Source organism: Pseudomonas sp. RC10-4-2, from assembly GCF_050433085.1.
Taxonomy (GTDB): domain Bacteria; phylum Pseudomonadota; class Gammaproteobacteria; order Pseudomonadales; family Pseudomonadaceae; genus Pseudomonas; species Pseudomonas aeruginosa.
Genome location: NZ_JBNPXX010000005.1, coordinates 301,110 through 321,091, shown reverse-complemented (window position 1 = coordinate 321,091; position 19,982 = coordinate 301,110). Strand labels below are relative to the sequence as shown.

The window sequence follows — 19,982 nt, the reverse complement described above, 5'->3', positions numbered from 1 at the left end:
TCTTCCTTATTCCGTCCGTCCCCGCCCCTCAAGCGTAAAGGCAATCGCCGATAACGCCAGGCGCGCAATGGATCGTCACTGTTGCTGCACCTGCAGCAGCGGCGCGCTGACCAGCACCCGCGCATGCATCTGCTCGCAACCGCCGCCACGGCGCAAGCCGCGCACCGGGCAGGCATCCAGGTAGTCGAGGCCGACGGCCAGCTTGAGATGGCGCTCCGGACGGCCGAGCCGGTTGGTCACGTCGAAGCTGTACCAGCCGTCGCCGAGCCAGGCCTCGGCCCAGGCATGGCTGGCCAGGTGCGTGTCGTCCTCGGTGTAGAGGTAGCCGGAGACATAGCGCCCCGGCACACCCTGGCTGCGAATGCAGGCGAGGAAGGCATGGGCATGGTCCTGGCAGACCCCGGCGCGTGCGCCGAAGGCCTCGATGGCGGTGCTGTCGACGCGGGTCGCCCCCGGCTGGTAGAGGATATGCTCGTGCAGCGCATGCATCAGGTCGAGCAGGCCGCCGCGATCCTTGCGGCCGCCCATGGCGCATTCGGCGAAGGCGCGCATCTCGGCATCGGCGCCGGTCAGGCGGGTGCTGCGCAGGAACGGCAACGGCGACTGGCGATCGTGCTCCACCTCGCGCTCCTCGTCGATCTCGACCAGGCCGTGGGCGGCGATCAGGACCGACTCATGCGGTTCGTCCAGGGTCAGGACGTGCAGGATGTTGCCGTACGGATCGCGCAGCGGCCGCGCCGGGCGCGGCAGGTCCAGGCGCCAATCGACCACGTGCTGGCGCTCGCTGTCCTGCGGGGTCAGGCGCAGGTACTGGATGCTGGCGCGCACCCGGTCTTCGTAGCGATAGGTGGTGTCGTGGGTGATCGAGAGTCTCATGCGGCCTCCAGGTAGGAGCTGTGAATGGCGTTGGCCAACTGGCGAACCAGCAGGATGTAGTCGGTGATCCAGGTATGCAGGCCCTGCTCCAGCACCTCGTCGATGCCGGTGTAGCGCACCCGCGCCTCCAGCTCGGCGGCCAGGCGCTGCGCCGGCCGGCCGTTGACACCGGGCAGGCCGGAAAGGATCTCGCTCAGTTCCTCGATGCAGGACAGCAGCGAACGCGGCACGTCCTCGCGCAACAGCAGCAATTCGGCGATGTTGCGCGCGTTGGGCGAGGCGCGGTACAGCTCGGTGTAGCCCTCGAAGGCGGATAGCGCCCGCAGCAGCGCGCTCCACTGGTAGTAGCCGCGCGCGGTGCCCTCGTCCGCCCCGGCGAGCGCCGCTTCGCCCTGGGTCTGGTAGCGCGCATCGAGCAGGCGCAAGGTATTGTCGGCGCGTTCGATGAAGGTTCCGAGACGGATGAAGCGGAACGCATCGTTGCGCATGCTGGTGGCGAAGGTCGCGCCGCGGAACAGGTGCGAGCGGTCCTTCACCCATTCGCAGAAACGACTGATGCCATAGCGCAGGATGCCCTCGGCGGCGATGCCGCGCATTTCCAGCCAGGTGGCGTTGATGTTCTCCCACATGTCCAGGGTGATCCGCCCGCGTACCGCATGGGCACTGGCGCGCGCTGCAGCCAGGCAGCTGTAGATGCTCGCCGGGTTGTCCGGGTCGAGGGCGAAGAAACTCAGCAGGCGCTCGGCGGCCAGTTCGCCGTGGCGCTCCAGGTAGGCGTCGAGGGTGCCGGTGATCAGCAGCGGCATGGCCAGTTCGTCCAGGCCGCCGCCGTTGCGGTCCTGCGGCAACAGCGACAGCGAGTAGCTGACGTCGAGCATGCGGGCGAGGTTCTCCGCGCGTTCCAGGTAGCGCGACATCCAGTACAGGTCGGAAGCGGTCCGGCTGAGCATGCTTATTCCTCCACCACCCAGGTGTCCTTGGTGCCGCCGCCCTGGGACGAGTTGACCACCAGCGAGCCTTCGCGCAACGCCACCCGGGTCAGCCCGCCAGGCACCAGGCGAACCCGATCCGGCGCCGACAGGACGAACGGCCGCAGGTCGATATGGCGTGGCGCGACGCCGCTCTCGACGAAGGTCGGACAGGTCGACAGGGACAGCGTCGGTTGCGCGATATAGGCCTCCGGGCGAGCCTTCAGGCGCTCGCGGAACAGCTCGATTTCCTCCCGGCTGGCCGCCGGTCCGACCAGCATGCCGTAGCCGCCGGAACCCTGGGTCTCCTTCACCACCAGCTCCGGCAGGTGCGCCAGGACGTGCGCCAGTTCCTTCGGCTTGCGACATTGCCAGGTCGGCACGTTGTGCAGTAGCGGGTCTTCGCCGAGGTAGAAGCGGATCATGTCCGGCACGTAGGGGTAGATCGACTTGTCGTCGGCCACCCCGGTACCGATCGCGTTGGCCAGCACCAGGTTGCCGGCCCGGTAGGCGGCCAGCAGGCCGGGCACGCCGAGCAGCGAATCCGGGTTGAACGCCAGCGGGTCGAGGAAGGCGTCGTCGATCCTTCGGTAGATCACGTCCACCGGTTGCGGTCCGGCCGTCGTGCGCATGTAGACCCGCTCGTCGCGGACGAACAGATCGGCGCCTTCGACCAGTTCCACGCCCATCTCGCGGGCGAGGAAGGCGTGTTCGAAGTAGGCGCTGTTGAAACGTCCCGGCGTCAATACCACCACGCTCGGCGATTCGACGTCACTGGCCCGCTTTAGGGTGTCGAGCAGCAGGTCCGGGTAGTGGTCGATCGGCGCCACGCGCTGGCGGACGAACAGCTCGGGGAACAGGCGCATCATCATCTTGCGGTTTTCCAGCATGTAGGAAACACCGCTGGGCGTGCGCAGGTTGTCCTCCAGCACGTAATAGTTGCCGCTGCCGTCGCGGACCAGGTCGACCCCGGCAATGTGCGCGTAGACGTTGCCCGGCAGGTCCAGTCCCTGCATCGCCAGTTGGTACTGGTCGTTGGCCAGGACCTGCTCGGCAGGAATCACCCCGGCCTTGAGGATGCGCTGTTCGTGGTAGAGGTCGGCGAGGAACAGGTTCAGCGCCTGGACGCGCTGGATGCAGCCGGCCTCGATGTGCGCCCACTCCGCCGCGGGAATGCTGCGCGGGATGGTGTCGAAGGGGATCAGGCGCTCGGTGCCCTGCTCGTCGCCGTACAGGGTGAAGGTGATGCCGGCGCGGTGGAACAGCAGGTCGGCTTCACGCCGGCGTTGCAGCAGTTGCTCTTCAGGGGTGTCGGCCAGCCAGCGAGCGAATTCCCGATAATGCGAGCGGCATTCGCCGCCAGCATCGTGCATCTCGTCGTAAAACATGCGTGCCATGCCGGACTCCTTGTCGTCACGAACGATGGGGAACTCGCAAAGCCCGTGCCAGCGCGCGGATCACGGCTCGTCGGCGATTCGCAGGGTCGGCGCGGCGGGTTCGCCCCAGTCTGGTGCATCCTGCCCACAGGGAGAGGAAGGGCGCCCCGTTCGACGGCATGCGCGCCCCGCGGCCACGGACCGGCATCGACCTGCCGATCGCGAAGCGACCTGTGGGACCGATAAGTCTAGAACAGACCCGGAAGGGAGACGGCTTCTCCCCTCCCTTCCATGCAGACAGCCGCCTCGCTCGAACGAGCGATAAAGCGGACCGGCGGTAGTGCCAGGGGGGCGCCCGCGGCCGGGAAGGTCAATCGATCAGCGACAGCCAATGACGGTAGAAACCCTCGGCCACCCGATTCAGCCCGGCAATCCTGGCAGGCAACCCGGCCAGCATGTCCTCGGCGGATTGCTGGCTGGGCTGGGAGGGATCGAGCAGGTGCGGCCAGCCGGCGATCCAGCGCCGCACCAGTTCCTCGGTCATTTCCGGATGGCCTTGCAGGCCGAGTACGTGACCACCCCAGGAAAACCCCTGGTTCTCGCACCAGGGGCTGGACAGCAGGCGCTCGGCGCCCTGCGGCAGGTCGAAGGCATCGCCGTGCCACTGGAAGATCGAGAAGCGCTCCGGCAGCCCGGCCAGCCATGGACTGTCGCGGCTTTCCCGCTGCATGGGCTGCCAGCCCATTTCGGTGTAGGGCTGTTGCCGCACCGTCGCGCCCAGGGCGCGGGCCAGCAACTGGCCGCCGAGGCAATGGCCGATCAGCGGGATGCGCCGCTCGATGAAGCGACGCAGCAGCGCCAGTTCGTCGCGCAACCAGGGCAGGTCGTCGTTGACGCTCATCGGCCCACCCATGATCGCCACCGCTCGCGGGCGTTCGGCGTCGAGACCGGCGAGTTCGCCGAGATCGGCGCGGATCACGCGGAAGTCCAGGCCGCGCTCCGCCAGCACGGCACCCAGATGGCCTGGCGGACAGAACTCGGCATGGGTCAGGATCAGAATATCGCTCATGGCTTACCTCCTTCCCCAGTCTGAAGGAAAGCCTTCGAGGAAGGAAAGCCCGACGCAGGAGCCCCGGCCCGGGATCGCGGCCGGGGTCCCGCCGCCGTCACGGACGCAGCGAAGTGACCTCCTGGGTCACGCCCCACCCGTCCAGCACGCCGCCCAGCGGCACCACGACTTCCTCCAGGTCGTGTTCGAAGGCACCGATGGCGGCATGGGTGGCGTACATCACCTTGCTGACCTGCAGGTTCCAGGAGCCATCGTCGCGAGCGACGACCTGGGCCCTGAGCGACTCGCCGCGAAACTGGCCCGCGGCCTGGCGGGCCTCCCGCTCACTGGGAAAGATGGCGAAGAAGTCGATGGGATGGATGCGCGCGAAGTCGAAGCCGCCTTCTTTCATGCGACGCAGGACATTCACGCTGACATCATCCGAGAAGGGCTTTTCCATGAGACGCACCTCCTGTCGAGACATTCAGAAAGTTCACCGATTCCCCATTCAGCTGAAGCCATCGTCGGCGATCATGAGAGTTTTTTGATCAAGCCAGAGAAGATCGGACGACCATGGCTTCTTTCAGGGTAGCGTCAACCTGCCAGCGCTGCCGAGCTTTCCGCCGCCTGCCCCGGCGGGCGGCGACCGGCGGCAGACAAAGCGCTGTACAAAAGGCCCGGCCGTTGAGCAAGATTCCGCCTGCGCCGGCGTCCGTTGGTCCTGCCCGATGGCATTGGCGAAAGCGACTCGTGCAATAATATCAGGTTGATATCAACCACTTCTCTCCCGCTATCCCGTTCGGACGCTTTCATGCTTATCAGCAGCTACAACCAGGTTCTTGTCGCCTTTTCCCTGATTGTGGCCATCCTGGCGTCCTACACCGCTCTCGACATGGCCGGCCGGGTGACCCTGGCGAAAGGCCGCGAGGCGCTCTCCTGGCTGATCGGCGGCGCTTTCGCCATGGGCTTCGGCATCTGGTCGATGCATTTCGTCGGAATGCTCGCCTTCAGCCTGCCGATCCCGCTCGGCTACGACCTGGGCCTGACCCTGCTGTCGCTGCTGCTGGCCGTCGGCAGTTCGGCCTTCGCCCTCTGGCTGGTGTGCCAGGCGGAACTCCCCTGGCAACGCCTGGCGCTGGGCGCCCTGCTGATGGGCAGCGGCATCGCCGCCATGCACTACACCGGGATGGCCGCCCTGCTGATGATGCCGGGGATCGTCTACGACCCGCTGTGGCTCGGCCTCTCCATCCTGATCGCGGTGATCGCCTCCGGCGCCGCGCTGTGGATCGCCTTCCGCCTGCGCCATGGCAGCCGGCGCATCGTCCTGGTCCGCGCCGGCGCCGCCCTGGTGATGGGCTGCGCCATCGTCGGCATGCACTACACCGGGATGGCCGCCGCGCAGTTCCCCCTGGGCAGCTTCTGCGGCGCCGCCGGCCGAGGCATCGACAACGGCTGGCTGGCGGTGCTGGTCATCGTGATCACCCTGGCGGTGATCGCCATCGCCCTGATCGTCTCGGTGCTGGACTCGCGCCTCGAGGCACGTACCTCGGTGCTCGCCACCTCCCTCGCACGAGCCAACCGCGAGCTGATCCAGTTGGCCCTGCACGACAACCTGACCAAGCTGCCCAACCGCATGCTCCTCGACGACCGCCTGGAGCAGGCGATCCAGCAGGCGATCCGCGACGATCGCCGGTTCGCCGTGCTGTTCATGGACCTGGACGGCTTCAAGGCGGTCAACGATGCCTACGGCCATCACCTCGGCGACCTGTTGCTGATCGAAGTCGCCGAGCGTATCCGCGCCAACGTCCGCGCCCAGGACACCATCGCCCGCCTCGGCGGCGACGAGTTCGTCCTGCTGATCGAGGCCCGAGAGCCCGCCGACGCCGCGACCCTGGCCGAGAAGCTGGTGAAGCGGATCAGCCAGCCGTACCAGATATCCCGCCACGAGGTGCGGATCTCGGCGAGCATCGGCATCGCGCTCTACCCCGGCGACGGGCAGACCCGCCACGAGCTGATGATCAATGCCGACGCGGCGATGTATCACGCCAAGGACCAGGGACGGAACGGCTACTGCTTCTTCGAGAGTTCGATGAACGCCAACGCCCAGGAACAGTTGCAACTACTGCATGACCTGCGCCAGGCCCTGGAGCGCCGGCAACTGGTCTTGCACTACCAGCCCAAGGTACTGGCGCCGAACGGACCGATGATCGGCGTGGAAGCGCTGCTGCGCTGGGAGCATCCGCAACACGGGCTGATCACCCCCGGCCAGTTCCTGCCGCTGGCGGAAAAGACCGGCCTGATCGTGCAGATCGGCGAGTGGGTGCTCGACGAAGCCTGTCGGCAGATGCGCCTCTGGCTGGACGGCGGACATGCGGACTGGAACATCGCGGTGAACCTTTCGGCCCTGCAGTTCGCCCATGCTGGCCTGGTCGACTCGGTACGCAACGCACTCCTGCGCCACAGCCTGGAGCCCAGCCACCTGATCCTCGAGGTGACCGAATCGACCGCCATGCGCGATGCCGATGCCAGCCTGGTGATCCTCGAGCAGTTGTCGGCGATGGGCGTCGGCATCTCCATCGACGACTTCGGCACCGGCTACTCCAGCCTGCTGTATCTCAAACGCCTGCCGGCGAGCGAACTGAAGATCGACCGTGGCTTCATCAACGAGCTGGCCCACGACAGCGACGACGCCGCGATCGTCTCGGCGATCGTCGCCCTCGGCCGCACGCTGAACCTGAAGATCGTCGCCGAGGGCGTGGAAACCGAGGCCCAGCAGGAGTTCCTGACCCGCCTCGGCTGCAATTCGCTGCAAGGCTTCCTGCTCGGCAGGCCGATGCCGGCCGAGCAGTTGCTCGCCAGCGTCGCCTGAGCGCCGCCAGCGGCGCGCCACGGGACCTGTCAGAACCGGCAGATTCGCCCATCGCCGTCTCGTTGACTTCCGCCCGCGCTGCGAACACCTTATGTCGCGCCCGCCGGGCGGCATGCCGCGACATGTCACGCCGCCACGACGAGCGTCTATCCAATAACGAGAAAACATGCATGAACAGGCTGTGTGTACTGGGGCTTCTCATCGGGCTGAGCGGGAGCCCGGCACTGGCGGCTGGCCAGGGCGAATCCGGCAATCCGCCGGCCACCGACAAGGAGCGTTTCATCGCCAGCCTGATGGCTCGCATGAGCAACGCGGAAAAGATCGGCCAGCTACGCCTGGTCAGCGTCGGCGCCGACCATCCCAAGGAAGCGCTGATGGCGGATATCCGCGCCGGCAAGGTCGGCGCCATATTCAATACCGTGACCCGCCCGGACATTCGCGCCATGCAGGACCAGGTCCGCCATAGCCGCCTGAAGATCCCGCTGTTCCATGCCTACGACGTGGCCCACGGGCACCGCACCATCTTTCCCATCAGCCTCGGCCTGGCCGCCAGCTGGGACCCCGAGGTGGTCGCCCGCAGCGCGCGGATCTCCGCCCTGGAAGCCAGCGCCGACGGGCTCGACATGAGCTTCTCGCCGATGGTCGACATCACCCGCGACGCGCGCTGGGGGCGGGTCTCGGAAGGCTTCGGCGAAGACACCTACCTGACCTCGCTGCTGTCCGGCGTGATGGTCCGTGCCTACCAGGGCTCCAACCTGGCCGCCCCGGACAGCATCATGGCGGCGGTCAAGCACTTCGCCCTGTACGGCGCGGCCGAAGGCGGCCGCGACTACAACACCGTGGACATGAGCCTGCCGCGCATGTTCCAGGACTACCTGCCGCCCTACAAGGCCGCGGTGGACGCCGGCGCCGGCGCGGTGATGGTCTCGCTGAACACCATCAACGGCGTGCCCGCCACCGCCAACCGCTGGCTGCTGACCGACCTGTTGCGCCAGCAGTGGGGCTTCAAGGGGCTGACCATCAGTGACCACGGCGCGGTGAAGGAACTGATCAAGCACGGCCTCGCCGGCAACGAGCGGGACGCCACGCGCCTGGCGATCCAGGCCGGTGTCGACATGAACATGAACGACGATCTCTACTCGACCTGGCTACCGAAGCTGCTGGCGGCCGGCGAGATCGACCAGGCCGACATCGATCGCGCCTGCCGCGACGTGCTGGCGGCGAAGTACGACCTCGGCCTGTTCGCCGATCCCTACCGGCGCCTGGGCAAGCCGGACGACCCGCCGTTCGACACCAACGCCGAGAGCCGCCTGCACCGCCAGGCCGCCCGCGAGGTGGCTCGCGAAGGACTGGTCCTGCTGAAGAACCGCGACGGTCTGCTGCCGCTGAAGAAACAGGGGCGGATCGCCGTGATCGGCCCCCTGGCCAAGAGCCAGCGCGACGTCATCGGCAGTTGGTCGGCAGCCGGCGTGCCACGCCAGGCGGTAACCGTCTACCAGGGCCTGGCCAATGCCGTCGGCGAGCGTGCCACCCTGCTCTACGCCAAGGGTGCCAACGTCAGTGGCGACCAGGCGATCCTCGACTACCTGAACAGCTACAACCCGGAAGTCGAGGTCGATCCGCGCTCCGCCGAGGCGATGCTCGAGGAGGCCTTGCGCACCGCGCGCGACGCCGACCTGGTGGTCGCCGTGGTCGGCGAATCGCAGGGCATGGCCCACGAGGCCTCCAGTCGCACCGACCTGCGCATCCCGGCCAGCCAGCGGCGGCTGCTGAAGGCACTGAAGGCCACCGGCAAGCCGCTGGTGCTGGTGCTGATGAACGGCCGACCGCTGTCGCTGGGCTGGGAGCAGGAAAACGCCGACGCGATCCTGGAAACCTGGTTCAGTGGCACCGAAGGCGGCAACGCCATCGCCGACGTGCTGTTCGGCGAGCACAACCCCAGCGGCAAGCTGACCATATCCTTCCCGCGCTCGGTGGGCCAGGTTCCGGTCTACTACAACCACCTGAACACCGGCCGGCCGATGGACCACGACAACCCCGGCAAATACACCTCGCGCTATTTCGACGAAGCCAACGGCCCGCTCTACCCGTTCGGCTACGGCCTCAGCTACACCGAGTTCAGTCTCTCGCCCCTGCGCCTGTCCAGCGAACGGCTGGCCCGCGGCGCTACCCTGGAAGCGCGGGTCACGCTCAGTAACAGCGGCAAGCGCGCCGGCGCCACGGTGGTCCAGCTTTATCTGCAGGACCCGGTCGCCAGCCTCAGCCGTCCGGTGAAGGAACTGCGCGGGTTCCGCAAGGTGATGCTGGAGCCCGGCGAATCGCGGGAGATCGTCTTCCGCCTCGGCGAGGCAGACCTAAAGTTCTACGACAGCCAGCTCAGGCACACGGCCGAGCCGGGCGAGTTCAAGGTCTTCGTCGGCCTGGATTCGGCGCAAACCGAAAGCCGCAGCTTCACCCTGCTCTGAAGGCGCCGACCGCACCGCCAGCGTCGCCGCCGCGGGCGAACGGCAGCGTCTCAGCCCTCGGCCCGGAGCCAACGCCCGGGCCGGGGGCGGCGCCTGGTTCCCTCAACCGGCGTCCCCTTCCTCCTCGCCGCTCCGCGCCACGCTCTCCGTCAATGCGGCCTGCAACGCCGCCAACTGGCTGTCGAGCGAAGCGTCGATGATCCCGATCTCGGTTTCCAGGATGCAACCGCCCTGGTCCAACCGGGCATCGCCGACCACTTCCAGGTAGCCCACCTCGGGGAAATCCTTGAGCACCCGGGCGACCTGCTCGCGCACCGCGGCCAGTTGTTCCGGCTGGACGTGCAGGATCACCTGCTTCTGGTTGCTCACCAATGCCAGTGCCTCGCGCGTGGCCGCCAGGGTCAGCTCGACAGCGTCGTAGTGGCGCAACACCTTGCGCACCGCCTGCAGCACCACCTCGCCAAGCTGGCGATCGACCTGCCGGTAGTAGCGATTGCAGCGCAGTAGCGTTTCCTGGATCAGCCCGGCCTGGCGCAGACGCGCCTCCTCCAGTCCGGCCTCCCAGCCCAGGCGCTTCTGCTCCTGGTAAACCTCGTGGGCCTCGCGCTCGATTTCGGCGGCACGCTCGCGGGCCGCTTCCACCAGGCGGTTGGCGCTGAGGTAGTCCTGGTAGTCGCGGGCGCGCAACAGGGCCTGCCCGGGGGCCAGCCGTACGCGACTGGCGTCTAGTTCAACAAATGGAAGCATTCATCGCTCGCTTGTCGGGCGACCTTCAGGCACAGGGTCCGCGCCAGGGATCGCCGTTGTTCGTCGAAGGTCCAGTCCGCCGGGGCCGGCATGGCCTCCAGGCGCAGGCGCAGGCGCCGCGAGAAACCGCAGTCGGCATCGCTACAGGCGGCCAGCCAGAAAGCCAGGCCGCAGCGCCGGAAATAGCCTTCTTCCGGGTTTTCCGGCAAGGCCCGCTGCCAGCCGGGCGGCCAGCGACCGATGAGCAGGTCGAGCTGCTCCAGGCAGAAACGCTGGCCCTGTTCGCCGATCTGCGCGCGGATGCGCCGTACCCGCGCACCGTCCAGCACCTGCCGCAAGGCCTGGCCGTGCAGCAGCGCGCCGAGCCAGCCCAGGGTCCGTTCCAGCGCCGCCTGCGGGTAAAGGGCCAGCCCGCCCAGTTGCGCGGGCATGCGGAACGCGCAGTCCAATTCCAGTTGCTCCAGCAGCCAGGCGTTGAGAACGCTCTGTCGCCGCCAGTCCGGCAGCGCCGGCAGCAACCGCAGCAATACCGCGGGTAGGTGCGACTCGTGGATGTAGCGGGCCGGGCAGAAGCGCAACTGGTAGGCCGTCAATGGCATCGCGCCGCTCAGCCCCGTTGCCGGTGCCAGAAGAACTGCGCCAGGTTGCTCGCCAGCAGCAACGCCAGCAGCAGGCCGAACAGGCCGAGCAGGCGTCCGCGCGAGTGCTCCGCCACCTGGATCGAGAAGACACTCTCGAAGCGTGGCGCCAGCGGGACCTGGCGGACCCCGGCCGACGGCACCAGCACCACGCTGATGCGGTCGTAGCTGAGTCCTTCGATGCCGTTGTTCACCAGTTGCTTGATCTGCGGCACGTAGGCATCCAGTTGCACGTCGGCGGCGTGCTTGATGAACACCGAGGCCGATGCCGGCGAGGACTTCCTGCCCAGTCCGTCGCGCTCCTCTGGCAGCACCACATGGACCCGCGCCACCAGCACGCCATCGATCTCGGAAAGGGTATGGGAAATCTCCTGGGCCTTGGCGTAGTTGAGCCGCGCGCGCTCTTCGATGGGCGAGGAAATCAGCCCGTCCTTGGGAAACACATCCTTCAGTGTGGAGAAGTTCTCCCGCGGATAGCCCTTGCGCTTGAGCACCTCCACCGCCTCGGCGATATCCGATTCCTCCACCAGCAGGCGCACGGTGCCATCCTTGTCCGCCTGCTTGTCCGCGGAAACACCCTCCGAACGCAACAGCGCCAGCATCTCGTTACCTTCCTTCTGGCTGATCCCGGTATAGAGTTCGACCTTGCACCCGCCCAACGCCAGGACCAGCGCCAGGAGCGCCATGCGCGACAGACCTTTCACCGTTCGCCTCATTGGGTCTTCATCAGGGTTTCGACGTTCTGGCTCATGCGCCCGACGGTCTTGGCGATCAGCTCTTCCTGCATGGTGATGCGCATCAGCGACCACTGCATCTGCATCAGGCTGTTGGGATCGTCGCCGGGCGTCGACAGCTCCACCTGCAACTCCTGCTTGGCCTGGCTGAAACGCTCCCTGATCTGCCCCAGTTCGCTGAGCAGGTCGCCGCCCAGGCTGCCGGCACCGCCCATCGCCCGTTCGAACTCGGCGACGTGGGCCGCGCCGGCCGGGCCGCCGGAGAGTTCTTCGAGACTGGTGATCTGCGCCTGGGCGCCCATCCGAGAGATATCCATCATGACTCCAGGTCGAGTTTGTGGCTGTTGCGCACGAGGTTGTCGAGCATGCCGTTGAGCGGGATCAGCACCTGCAATTCTCGACGCGCCAGTTGCGCCAGGTATTCGCCGCCCGGCGCATGCTCGACTGCACCGAGCAACTGGAGGAGAAAGGTTTGCTGCTGGCGTCCCAGCGGCAGTTCCGCACGGAGCATCGCCTTCAGCTCCAGGCGGTCCGCCTCCAACCCTTGCAGCGGCTGGGCAAAGCGCTGCAGCAGGCGCTCGCCGAGAGCGCCGTTCTCCAACCCGGCCAGGCGGCGTCCGGCCGCCGGCGGCTCGCCGCCGAGGGCCTGCTCGAAAGCCAGCACCTGATCGACAGCCGGCAGGTTCGCCGCCTTTGGACTGGCCGACGGATAGACGGCGAATCCCGGCGGCGTGTCGATGCGGCTCATGTCCGCACCTGGGCGCGCATGCCGGCGGCGAAGTCGGCCAGGGCAGGATCGCTGCTGCCGCCCAGCCCGGCCAGCCTGCGGTCCAGCGCGGCGCCCAGCCCCAGGTGCCACTCGCACAAGGCGAACCAGGGCTCCAGCGCCGGCCAGGGATTGCCATGGGCGAAGGCCAGGGCTTCCTGATAGCGCCCCTGGTTGGCCAGGCTGGAAATCCGGATCAGCCCCGCCGCTTCGTCCTGTCCGAGGCGCTCCAGCCACTCGGCGATGCACAGCGCCTCTTCGTGGCAGTGCTGCCCGCTGCCGGCCAGCGCCAGTTCCGCCAATTCGCGTATCAGTGAAGTGTCCATGTTCAGATCTTCTGCAGGATGCCTTGCATCAGGTCGCGCAGCGCACGGGTCACCGTCGAGTTGATGTTGTAGATGACCGACCACTTGTTGATCTTGTGTTGCAGCTCGGCCAGCAGCGCCGGGTTGTCGGCATTGTCGGTCCCCTGCAAGGCCTTGATCGCTTCGTTGACGTCCTTGTTCGCTGCGTTGGCCTGCTCCTTCAGGGCATTGGCCACGGTATCGAGGGTATTCCCCGGGTTGGGGTTGAATATCTGCGCCATGCTTAGTCCTCTGTGAGCTGCGAAAGAATGCCGAGACCGCCTTCGAGGGCCCGGGCCTGCTGTTGCAGGAACTGGAAGCGCTCCGGGCCGGCGCCTCTGGCCAGTTCCCGGCGACACTCCGCCAGCGCCGCCTGCAGACGCTGCCGGAGCGCTGCGGCATGCGTGCCGTCAGCGACCGACAGTCGCGTTTCCAAGGCTGTCATCATGGAGCACCTCCCCTTTGAGATTGATGATGAAACGCTGCTTGCCGCGGGCCACCAGGATCGACTCCGGCTCGATGGCGAGGATTCGCACACCGCGGGATGTCGAGGCGCCCACCGGGTATTTCTGGCCGTCGCCGAGCACTACATAGGGCACCCGCCCCAGCGACACCGAGCGAATCGTGAACTCCAGTTCGTCGCCGCTGGCGCGCTTGCCGCGACTGAGCAGCACCAGGCTCGGGCGGTTGCCGAATTCCTGCTGGAACTCGCGCTGCAGGCGGTAGAAGGCGCTGAGCTGGACCTCGTCGAGCGTGCCGCTCAACTCGATGCGCTCGCCGCGCTCGCGGAAACTCAGTTGCCGGTCGAGGCCGGCGTCCGCCAGCAGGCGCTCGAGGCGGCGCAGGTGCGAGCCGGCCACCCGGACCTGGTTTTCCACCCCGAGCAGGCCCGGCACCTCGGACTCCAGCAATGCGCCGATCCGCGCCCAGCGTTCGTCCTGTTCCGCCAGTTCGCCGTTGAGCCGGACCCAGCCAGGCTTGTCCGCGTTGCTGCTGAGGATCTGCCGATAGCCGAATTTCTGCAGGATGAAATCCACGCCCTGGCGAATGTCTTCCATGCTCCGTGCTTCCAGTCGGTAGTCCACGCCGCTGCCATCGAGGTAGCGCTGTAGCGCCAGGCGCCGGGCGTTGTCCTCCAGGTAGCCGCCGAGCAGGAGACTGTCGCCCTGGCGCTGCACATCCACCTCGCTCATGCCCTGCTCGCGCAGGTAGGCGCGCACCTTCGCCAGGGGCTCCTCGCCGGCCATGCCGTGCTGGCGGGCCGACCAGGGTTCGACGAGCATGCCCAGCAGACACAGCGCCAGCGCCAGGCTGACGCCGAGCAGCCAGGCCCCGCCGGCACGGGCGGACGACTTGCGGCGCACTGGCGCGGTCTGCACCTCGGCTTCGGGGAAACGCTCGGGAAAACTCCGCTGCGGGTCGCAGAATGCCCAGCGCAGCGGGCCGCAGGTCTGCCCGGCAAGCGCCTGCAGGATCGCTCCGGCGACTTGCGCCTGGCCGTCCTGGCGAGGCTCGCAGCCCTCCGCCCATTCCAGCAGGCGCACGCCCTGGGCATCGACCTCGAGCACCAGGTGGACTGCCGCGATGCCCTCGTCGAGCAACACCAGGTCGGCCTGCAACGGATCGCTGCCAAGCGCCACCCGGCCCTCTCCGAGCGAGACTTCGGCGCCCTGGTTCAGCCCACTGTAGAAGCGGATCTTCCAGGCCATGCTAATTCCCGCGCTCCGCGCCGACGCACCAGGCGCCGTCTTTGGGACAGGCGCCGTCGGTCACCCGCCAGCCCTCCTGCGCACCCATCCGGCAGGGCGTGAGGAACGAACCCTGGCCGGCCTGGCGCAAGCGCTCCTGTTCGGCCCTGGCCGGCGCCAGCGCCTGGCAGCGGGCGCTACCGAGCAGCTTGCGCAACGACAGGCTCTGGTTCGACAACTCGTCGATTTCAAGCAGGCCGCCGCGCAGGTCGCGACGGTTGTTCAGCGCCAGGTAATGGCCGACGCCATCGTCGATCAGCCGCGGCTCGATGAGGAACAGCCGCACCGAGCGGCGCACGGTGTCCGCGGTAGTGCGGAACAGTGCGCCGAGATAGGGAATGTCGCCGAGCCAGGGTACCTTGCGCTGGCTCTGGCTCAGTTCGTCGCGGTAGATGCCGCCGATCAGCAGGCTCTGGCCATGGCCCACGCGGGCGATGGTATCGATCACCGTGCGGTTGATCGTGGGGATCTTGTCCAGGCCGGCGCTATTGGGTTTCTGGCTGCCGTCCTCGATGTGCAGGCTGAGGCTGATCTCCGGCGTATCGCCGAGAGTCACCACTCGCGGCGTCATTTTCAGCATGGTGCCGTAGGTGATCGCCTTCAGCTCGGCCACCCGCTCACCCGTGACCCGCACATAGTAGGTTTCGCTCTGGTCGAGCACCGCCTGGGTATTCTCCTGGGTCAGCAGGGTCGGCCGGGATCCGATCTGCGCCTGCCCCTGGCTCTGCAACAGGGTGACCTTGGCCAGCAGGAAATCCAGCCCGCGACTGTCCACCAGGCTGCCGACCGCCCCGTTACCGGCGCCGCCGCCCTCCTCGCTATCCTGGCCGGTGGTGCGGATCTGGATCGACTTGTTGTTGCCCAGGCGAATCCCGGCGCTCCAGTCGACGCCCAGCTGGGCGAGGTTCTCGGCATTGATGTCGATGATCGACAAGCCGACCTCGATCCGCGCCGAGGGCCGGTCGAGGGCTTCGATCAGGCGGCGATACATGGGCAACCGGTCCTTGTGGTCGCGCACCACCACCGCATTCAGCGACGGTTCCGCCTGGACCACCGCATGGCTCGATTGCGGTCCCGGGCGCAGCTTGCCCGGCTCGTCGCCCACCGCAACCACGTTGGCATCGCTGAGCACCCGCGAGAGGATGCTGGCGATGCCCGGCGCCTCGATCTCGTCGTCGCGGTACTCGATCTTGCGGTCCTCGGCGACCGCATAGCGCAGCGGGAAGATCTCCACGCTGAGGTCGCCGGTCTTTTCGCTGCGCAGGGTGTATTGCTGCTCCAGCACCTGGGCGGTCTGCTCGACCAGTTCGAGATAGCGCCCCGGACCGGACACGTGCACCAGCCGCCCGGAAGGGTCGGCACGCCAGCCGAAGCGCGGTTCCCAGATGCCTGCGGCGGTCAGCGCGCGCTTCAGCTCGGCCTCGCCGACCTGCTCCAGCCTCACCAGCCGCGATTGCATCTCGGTGGTCTTGAATACGTACAGCACGGTGCCGTCGTAGTACCAGCCGAGGTTGTAGAGGGAGGCCATCAACTGCAGGAAGGCCTGCGGGCTTTCCAGGTCGAAGCGACCGCTGACCTGGTCGTTGACCTTGTCGCTGACGATCACCGAGGCATCGTAGTTGGCGCCGAAGTTGGCCAGCACGTCGCGCAGGCTTTCGCCCTGCGCCACATAGTCGTAAGGCAGGCTGGGCCAGTCCAGCGGCTGCGCGCGCAAGACCGCGCCAGGCAGCAGCGCCAGCAGTCCGCCGATCAGCAGGCGGCGCATCAGGGACGCCACACCGGAGCCTGCGGCGGCAACCCGCGGGGCAGCGGCTCCAGCTCCGGCGCCAGCGCCTCGAGCAGCCCCACCTGGGCGGCCAGGGCCCGTTCGAGTCGCTCGGGATCGAGGCCGTCGAGGCCCAGCCGCGCCTGCAACAGCAGGCGCCCGTCCGCGTCCAGGACGATGGCCTGGGGATAGCGCCGGCTCCAACTGGCGACCCGCGACAACAGCGCCCGCAGCAACCCCAGCTGGTCGCGCTGCGGGTCCAGGGGGGCGTGCTCCAGCGGGCTTTCCAGCAGCAGGTCGTCGCCCTGGCGCAGCAACAGGACGCTCTGTCCGTCGATGCGCAGGTGGTACGAACCCGTCCGATCGGCAACAAAGGGCCCTTGGCCCAGGCGAGTGGCCAATCCGCTCAACAGATGATCCATGATTCCTCGGTAGGGCCGGCTTTCGCCGGCCGCTCAGCTCTGCCAGTAGAAGTGATCCTGTGCCTGGCACAGGTTGCGTTCGTGCAGCCAGGCCTGGACGGCGTCCGCCGCGCCGACGTCGTCCTCCAGCCGGCAGAGAGGTTGCCAGAGGCATTCGAGGACCTCGGGGATCGGCTCGAAGCCGGCCAGCCCGCCGCTGGCGAGCAGCGTCGCCATGCCCCGCTGCCAGTTCGGCCAGGCGCTCTTCGCCAGTGCCGAAGCCGTCTCCAGCTTGCCGGCCAGTTCGGCCACCTGTTCCTGGGTGCGCGCCTGGCACTTGGCGACCCTGGCCAGTTCCTCGCGGGCCTGCTCCGGCTCCAGCTCGGCCACGCGGGACCAGAATTCGGACTTGATTCGCAGTTGCCGGGACTGGGTTTCCAGCTCCACCAGCGACAGGCGCCAGCCGGGGATCGCCTGGTCGAGCAGGCTTTCCCACCAGCCATAGACCGGCAGCAGGACCCAATCGATCATCGACTGCGGCACGGCGAGGTTGACCCGGTCGCCCAGTTCGGCGCACCAGCCGTCGTCGTCCTGCGCCGCGCAGAGGAGAATCTGCCGCACCTCTTCGCGCCCCAGTGCCAGGCCGCGCGCCAGGCGCTGCTGCAACCATTCGCAGCGGAACAGTTGCTCCAGCCGCAGGCGCGGCAGCATCCGCTGCAGCAACGCCAGTTGCCGCGCACTGATGATTCCGGACTCACGATACAAACTGCTCGATGCGTAACCCGGCACCCGACCCCGCGAGCGGGCGTCCGAGCCCACCACGGATACCCGCCTGCCGGCGAACACCGCTTCTCGGGAGTACTGCTTATCGTCTTCCTGCTCCATTCTCTGCCTTGGCTTCCTCACTACATTGCGCGCTCGTCAGAGCCTGCAATTTGGGCCGATTCTACTCATGCAGCCGCTACCGGGCTTTCAAAAAACGTCAGTTATTTTTAGCCCGGCATTCGTCCTTCCCCTGCCGCGAGCGGCTCGGTGTGCAGCCGAAACGGCGGCGATAGCTCTGGGTGAAATAGGACTGACTGGAAAAGCCCGCCTCCATGGCGATGTCGACGATGCTCATGTCGCTGTTGAGCAGCAACTGATGGGCATAGAGGATTCTCCGCTCGCTGATCCAGGCGCGCGGCGAAACCCCGTAGACACTGCCGAACAGCTCCTTGAAGGTGGTCAGCCCCATGCCGAACTCGCGGGAGAAGTCGGACAGCTTCCACTCGTTGAGGTAGTGCTTCTCCATGAATAGCTGCAGACGCTCGACATGCCGGTTGCTCAGTTGCCGCAGGACCGACATCAGCAGCGGTCCCTGCGGACTGAACGCGAAGAGCATCAGCAACTCCTCGATCTTCAGGCAAGCGAGCATCGGCGGATGCTCATGCACAAGCAATTCCTTCAACCCCTTGACGCAACCGGCCAGCAGGGGCGTGGCAGCGAACGCGATGATGCCCGGCACGGGCTCCTCGCAACGCTCGACTTCGCTCAACAGCGCGCCGAAGCGCTGGACGAAGCCTTGTAGAAACTGGGCAGATAATGGAATCCAGAGTATTCGGCTGTCCTTTCCCTTGGTACTTACCACATAGCTTCCACGGCGAACGAAAAGCAACTCGCCAGGCGCCAGGCAAAAAGTGGAATCGATGTCCTGGACGGTCAGTTCGCCCTCGAGCAGAACATATACGCCCTCTTCCTTGTTTACCCTGTATTCGAAAGTTGGAATGTTCCAATGACAAGACGTTATCTGCTTTCGGCCAAGAGATTTGGCTCCTTGCATATTATAAGAACCCCAACACTTCCCGTCGTACCTTGAATGCCCCGCCGAGCGGAGAGGCATGAATACGCTCCGTTTTATTGATTTTCAAAGCCATGAGCACGGAGTCGATTTTATAATAATCAGGATTATCCGACGTGCGCTGATTCGCAGAGCGAGTCGGCTTCCGCCAATTAATCCAGCCTTCTTTAGAAGCGGAACAAAAGTACCAGTTTTATTATTCGAGGCCTTCCCTGAAAACGAACGAGACTTGCACTTCTTTAATCTCCATACGCACTTTCCGAAACAGCAGGCAATGTATCAATCGTTGCCAGATCTTTCTTCCGGGCGAGCGGCCGTACAATTCGGAAAACAGTCGCGCCGAACCAGCCGGACCCGCTCATCGACGCCCGCCGCCACCTGTTGCCAGGCACTCGCCTGGACCGCCGCGACGCCCACCCAGGAAAGCTCGGTACGCAGGTACAATGCCTCGCCCTCCAACCTGTCGACCTCCAGATCGAAGGCATAGCGCAACGGCAACCCGGACACCCGGTAGCGCCGCTCGGCAATCGTTTGCATCCTTCCCTGAACGACGGCATACAGGCGCAGCCTGAGTTGCGCCTGGCGCGCCTGCAGGAAAACGCCGCCCACCGAACCACCCACCGTCACCTTCGGCGACATCGGCGCGGGCTGGCTGACGCAACCGCCGAGCAGCAACGCCAGCGGCAACAGCATCCAGCACCTCACCTGCGCCGGACCGTGCGCGCCTCCAGCGGCGTGCCGTCACCGTCGGCGAGACGCTGCAAGGCCTGCTCACTACGCGGATCGCCAGCCACGTTGCGCGCCAGCCAGCGCGCCAGCCCGGCCACGCTGGAACGGTCCTCGCCGCGAACGGCCGCGCGGGTCACCGAACGCCCCTCGAAATGCCCCACCGCCTCAGCTCCAGCGTCTTGGGACGGCTGCACCGGCGAAATCGATTCGATTTTCATGGGGCCGCTCAAACCCTCATGCCGACCGCAGCGACCGCCTCGCGATCACTGTCGCACGGCAGCAGGCGCTGCCAGAACTCGGCGTGATCGAGCAGGTTGGCCAAGGTCGCCTCGAAGCATTCGAGGGTCAGTTGCGCTGCGAGAATCTGCGCATACAACTGGACCTTGCCGGTCAGCTCGTCGAAGCCGAAATGCAGATCGAAACGGTGCCAATGGCGGTTGAAGCTGGCGAGCTGGCGAAAGATCCCCTCGCCCAGCACATCGATGCCCGCCACATCGGCCTCCAGCAACAGACGCTCGCGCTCGGCGAGCAGCAACAGGGTGACGCCCACCTGTTCGTCGAACAGGAGGCTCGCCATGCCCTCCTCGTCGAGGGACAGGGAAGGCAAACCGATACGGCCTGCGAACTCGGCAAGCAGTCGGTTGACCTTGCTCGTTAAATCCATGGGGGCG

At 66.6% G+C, this 19,982-nt stretch carries 23 protein-coding genes; 2 read left to right on the top strand and 21 right to left on the bottom strand.

The annotated features are described in order from the left end of the window. Positions 1-75: 75 nt before the first annotated feature. From FHW81_RS22835 to FHW81_RS22815, 5 genes are all read right to left on the bottom strand, one after another. Entirely contained in the window at positions 76-876 is an 801-nt protein-coding gene (locus tag FHW81_RS22835; RefSeq protein WP_023090630.1) for a transglutaminase family protein, read from the bottom strand. Beyond that, positions 873-1,826, bottom strand: a complete 954-nt coding sequence (locus FHW81_RS22830) for an alpha-E domain-containing protein (RefSeq protein WP_003087742.1) — start codon at positions 1,824-1,826, stop codon at positions 873-875. Before FHW81_RS22830 ends, FHW81_RS22835 begins: the two co-directional genes overlap by 4 nt. 2 nt (positions 1,827-1,828) lie before the next feature. Further along, positions 1,829-3,241, bottom strand: coding sequence for a circularly permuted type 2 ATP-grasp protein (locus FHW81_RS22825; RefSeq protein ID WP_003087741.1), 1,413 nt, complete (start codon positions 3,239-3,241; stop codon positions 1,829-1,831). A gap of 349 nt (positions 3,242-3,590) precedes the next feature. Continuing rightward, positions 3,591-4,289, bottom strand: a complete 699-nt coding sequence (locus FHW81_RS22820; protein ID WP_003100718.1) for a GMP synthase — start codon at positions 4,287-4,289, stop codon at positions 3,591-3,593. Between the two features lie 97 nt (positions 4,290-4,386). After that, entirely contained in the window at positions 4,387-4,728 is a 342-nt protein-coding gene (locus FHW81_RS22815) for a ribonuclease E inhibitor RraB (protein WP_003087738.1), read from the bottom strand. A gap of 351 nt (positions 4,729-5,079) precedes the next feature. Between FHW81_RS22815 and FHW81_RS22810 the strand changes: the two genes are divergently transcribed. Together FHW81_RS22810 and bglX are read left to right on the top strand one after the other, a co-directional pair. Next, positions 5,080-7,137 carry a putative bifunctional diguanylate cyclase/phosphodiesterase gene (locus tag FHW81_RS22810; RefSeq protein ID WP_003113558.1) on the top strand — a complete coding sequence of 686 codons (2,058 nt, stop codon included), beginning with the start codon at positions 5,080-5,082 and terminating at the stop codon, positions 7,135-7,137. A gap of 170 nt (positions 7,138-7,307) precedes the next feature. Beyond that, positions 7,308-9,602, top strand: a complete 2,295-nt coding sequence (gene bglX, locus FHW81_RS22805) for a beta-glucosidase BglX (RefSeq protein WP_023090631.1) — start codon at positions 7,308-7,310, stop codon at positions 9,600-9,602. A gap of 102 nt (positions 9,603-9,704) precedes the next feature. Here bglX and pscL read toward each other — a convergent pair whose 3' ends face one another. The 16 genes from pscL to exsC all read right to left on the bottom strand — a co-directional run bounded on the left by pscL (position 9,705) and on the right by exsC (position 19,975). After that, positions 9,705-10,349 (bottom strand): SctL family type III secretion system stator protein PscL, encoded by a 645-nt coding sequence (gene pscL, locus FHW81_RS22800; protein WP_003120328.1) that lies wholly within the window; start codon positions 10,347-10,349, stop codon positions 9,705-9,707. Next, complete coding sequence (gene pscK, locus FHW81_RS22795) at positions 10,328-10,948, bottom strand: SctK family type III secretion system sorting platform protein PscK (RefSeq protein WP_003100720.1); 621 nt, start codon at positions 10,946-10,948, stop codon at positions 10,328-10,330. Before pscK ends, pscL begins: the two co-directional genes overlap by 22 nt. 8 nt (positions 10,949-10,956) lie before the next feature. Then, entirely contained in the window at positions 10,957-11,703 is a 747-nt protein-coding gene (pscJ, locus tag FHW81_RS22790; RefSeq protein ID WP_003120329.1) for a SctJ family type III secretion inner membrane ring lipoprotein Psc, read from the bottom strand. Then, positions 11,700-12,038, bottom strand: a complete 339-nt coding sequence (gene pscI / locus FHW81_RS22785; RefSeq protein ID WP_003120330.1) for a SctI family type III secretion system inner rod subunit PscI — start codon at positions 12,036-12,038, stop codon at positions 11,700-11,702. Before pscI ends, pscJ begins: the two co-directional genes overlap by 4 nt. Next, positions 12,038-12,469 (bottom strand): YopR family T3SS polymerization control protein PscH, encoded by a 432-nt coding sequence (gene pscH, locus FHW81_RS22780; RefSeq protein ID WP_003100725.1) that lies wholly within the window; start codon positions 12,467-12,469, stop codon positions 12,038-12,040. Before pscH ends, pscI begins: the two co-directional genes overlap by 1 nt. Further along, positions 12,466-12,813, bottom strand: coding sequence for a YscG family type III secretion system chaperone PscG (gene pscG, locus FHW81_RS22775; RefSeq protein ID WP_023090632.1), 348 nt, complete (start codon positions 12,811-12,813; stop codon positions 12,466-12,468). The genes pscH and pscG overlap by 4 nt, the downstream gene beginning before the upstream one ends. Before the next feature lie 2 nt (positions 12,814-12,815). Further along, positions 12,816-13,073, bottom strand: coding sequence for a type III secretion system needle filament protein PscF (pscF, locus tag FHW81_RS22770; protein ID WP_003117718.1), 258 nt, complete (start codon positions 13,071-13,073; stop codon positions 12,816-12,818). A gap of 2 nt (positions 13,074-13,075) precedes the next feature. Then, positions 13,076-13,279, bottom strand: coding sequence for a YscE family type III secretion system co-chaperone PscE (pscE, locus tag FHW81_RS22765; protein WP_003100751.1), 204 nt, complete (start codon positions 13,277-13,279; stop codon positions 13,076-13,078). Beyond that, positions 13,242-14,540, bottom strand: coding sequence for a SctD family type III secretion system inner membrane ring subunit PscD (pscD, locus tag FHW81_RS22760; protein WP_023090633.1), 1,299 nt, complete (start codon positions 14,538-14,540; stop codon positions 13,242-13,244). Before pscD ends, pscE begins: the two co-directional genes overlap by 38 nt. Before the next feature lies 1 nt (position 14,541). After that, positions 14,542-16,344: a SctC family type III secretion system outer membrane ring subunit PscC gene (gene pscC, locus FHW81_RS22755; protein ID WP_003109511.1), complete on the bottom strand. Its 1,803-nt coding sequence runs from the start codon at positions 16,342-16,344 to the stop codon at positions 14,542-14,544. After that, positions 16,344-16,766 (bottom strand): YscB family type III secretion system chaperone PscB, encoded by a 423-nt coding sequence (pscB, locus tag FHW81_RS22750; RefSeq protein ID WP_003100754.1) that lies wholly within the window; start codon positions 16,764-16,766, stop codon positions 16,344-16,346. Before pscB ends, pscC begins: the two co-directional genes overlap by 1 nt. 33 nt (positions 16,767-16,799) lie before the next feature. After that, positions 16,800-17,630: a T3SS regulon anti-activator ExsD gene (exsD, locus tag FHW81_RS22745; protein WP_023090634.1), complete on the bottom strand. Its 831-nt coding sequence runs from the start codon at positions 17,628-17,630 to the stop codon at positions 16,800-16,802. A 97-nt stretch (positions 17,631-17,727) separates the two neighbouring features. Continuing rightward, positions 17,728-18,564, bottom strand: a complete 837-nt coding sequence (gene exsA / locus FHW81_RS22740) for a T3SS regulon transcriptional activator ExsA (RefSeq protein ID WP_031285634.1) — start codon at positions 18,562-18,564, stop codon at positions 17,728-17,730. Positions 18,565-18,861: 297 nt separating this feature from the next. Further along, positions 18,862-19,275, bottom strand: a complete 414-nt coding sequence (gene exsB / locus FHW81_RS22735; RefSeq protein ID WP_023090636.1) for a YscW family type III secretion system pilotin ExsB — start codon at positions 19,273-19,275, stop codon at positions 18,862-18,864. Positions 19,276-19,283: 8 nt separating this feature from the next. Then, entirely contained in the window at positions 19,284-19,529 is a 246-nt protein-coding gene (gene exsE, locus FHW81_RS22730; protein WP_003100766.1) for a T3SS regulon translocated regulator ExsE, read from the bottom strand. Between the two features lie 8 nt (positions 19,530-19,537). Beyond that, a complete protein-coding gene (exsC, locus tag FHW81_RS22725; RefSeq protein WP_003100769.1) occupies positions 19,538-19,975 on the bottom strand; it encodes a type III secretion system regulatory chaperone ExsC in 438 nt (145 codons plus the stop codon). Positions 19,976-19,982 lie beyond the last annotated feature (7 nt).

What these genes read in the sequence shown, in the direction of transcription:
- FHW81_RS22835 (WP_023090630.1), bottom strand. Translation starts at nt 876, where the DNA reads ATGAGACTCTCGATCACCCACGACACCACCTATCGCTACGAAGACCGG.
- FHW81_RS22830 (WP_003087742.1), bottom strand. Translation starts at nt 1,826, where the DNA reads ATGCTCAGCCGGACCGCTTCCGACCTGTACTGGATGTCGCGCTACCTG.
- FHW81_RS22825 (WP_003087741.1), bottom strand. Translation starts at nt 3,241, where the DNA reads ATGGCACGCATGTTTTACGACGAGATGCACGATGCTGGCGGCGAATGC.
- FHW81_RS22820 (WP_003100718.1), bottom strand. Translation starts at nt 4,289, where the DNA reads ATGAGCGATATTCTGATCCTGACCCATGCCGAGTTCTGTCCGCCAGGC.
- FHW81_RS22815 (WP_003087738.1), bottom strand. Translation starts at nt 4,728, where the DNA reads ATGGAAAAGCCCTTCTCGGATGATGTCAGCGTGAATGTCCTGCGTCGC.
- FHW81_RS22810 (WP_003113558.1), top strand. Translation starts at nt 5,080, where the DNA reads ATGCTTATCAGCAGCTACAACCAGGTTCTTGTCGCCTTTTCCCTGATT.
- bglX (WP_023090631.1), top strand. Translation starts at nt 7,308, where the DNA reads ATGAACAGGCTGTGTGTACTGGGGCTTCTCATCGGGCTGAGCGGGAGC.
- pscL (WP_003120328.1), bottom strand. Translation starts at nt 10,349, where the DNA reads ATGCTTCCATTTGTTGAACTAGACGCCAGTCGCGTACGGCTGGCCCCC.
- pscK (WP_003100720.1), bottom strand. Translation starts at nt 10,948, where the DNA reads ATGCCATTGACGGCCTACCAGTTGCGCTTCTGCCCGGCCCGCTACATC.
- pscJ (WP_003120329.1), bottom strand. Translation starts at nt 11,703, where the DNA reads ATGAGGCGAACGGTGAAAGGTCTGTCGCGCATGGCGCTCCTGGCGCTG.
- pscI (WP_003120330.1), bottom strand. Translation starts at nt 12,038, where the DNA reads ATGGATATCTCTCGGATGGGCGCCCAGGCGCAGATCACCAGTCTCGAA.
- pscH (WP_003100725.1), bottom strand. Translation starts at nt 12,469, where the DNA reads ATGAGCCGCATCGACACGCCGCCGGGATTCGCCGTCTATCCGTCGGCC.
- pscG (WP_023090632.1), bottom strand. Translation starts at nt 12,813, where the DNA reads ATGGACACTTCACTGATACGCGAATTGGCGGAACTGGCGCTGGCCGGC.
- pscF (WP_003117718.1), bottom strand. Translation starts at nt 13,073, where the DNA reads ATGGCGCAGATATTCAACCCCAACCCGGGGAATACCCTCGATACCGTG.
- pscE (WP_003100751.1), bottom strand. Translation starts at nt 13,279, where the DNA reads ATGATGACAGCCTTGGAAACGCGACTGTCGGTCGCTGACGGCACGCAT.
- pscD (WP_023090633.1), bottom strand. Translation starts at nt 14,540, where the DNA reads ATGGCCTGGAAGATCCGCTTCTACAGTGGGCTGAACCAGGGCGCCGAA.
- pscC (WP_003109511.1), bottom strand. Translation starts at nt 16,344, where the DNA reads ATGCGCCGCCTGCTGATCGGCGGACTGCTGGCGCTGCTGCCTGGCGCG.
- pscB (WP_003100754.1), bottom strand. Translation starts at nt 16,766, where the DNA reads ATGGATCATCTGTTGAGCGGATTGGCCACTCGCCTGGGCCAAGGGCCC.
- exsD (WP_023090634.1), bottom strand. Translation starts at nt 17,630, where the DNA reads ATGGAGCAGGAAGACGATAAGCAGTACTCCCGAGAAGCGGTGTTCGCC.
- exsA (WP_031285634.1), bottom strand. Translation starts at nt 18,564, where the DNA reads ATGCAAGGAGCCAAATCTCTTGGCCGAAAGCAGATAACGTCTTGTCAT.
- exsB (WP_023090636.1), bottom strand. Translation starts at nt 19,275, where the DNA reads ATGCTGTTGCCGCTGGCGTTGCTGCTCGGCGGTTGCGTCAGCCAGCCC.
- exsE (WP_003100766.1), bottom strand. Translation starts at nt 19,529, where the DNA reads ATGAAAATCGAATCGATTTCGCCGGTGCAGCCGTCCCAAGACGCTGGA.
- exsC (WP_003100769.1), bottom strand. Translation starts at nt 19,975, where the DNA reads ATGGATTTAACGAGCAAGGTCAACCGACTGCTTGCCGAGTTCGCAGGC.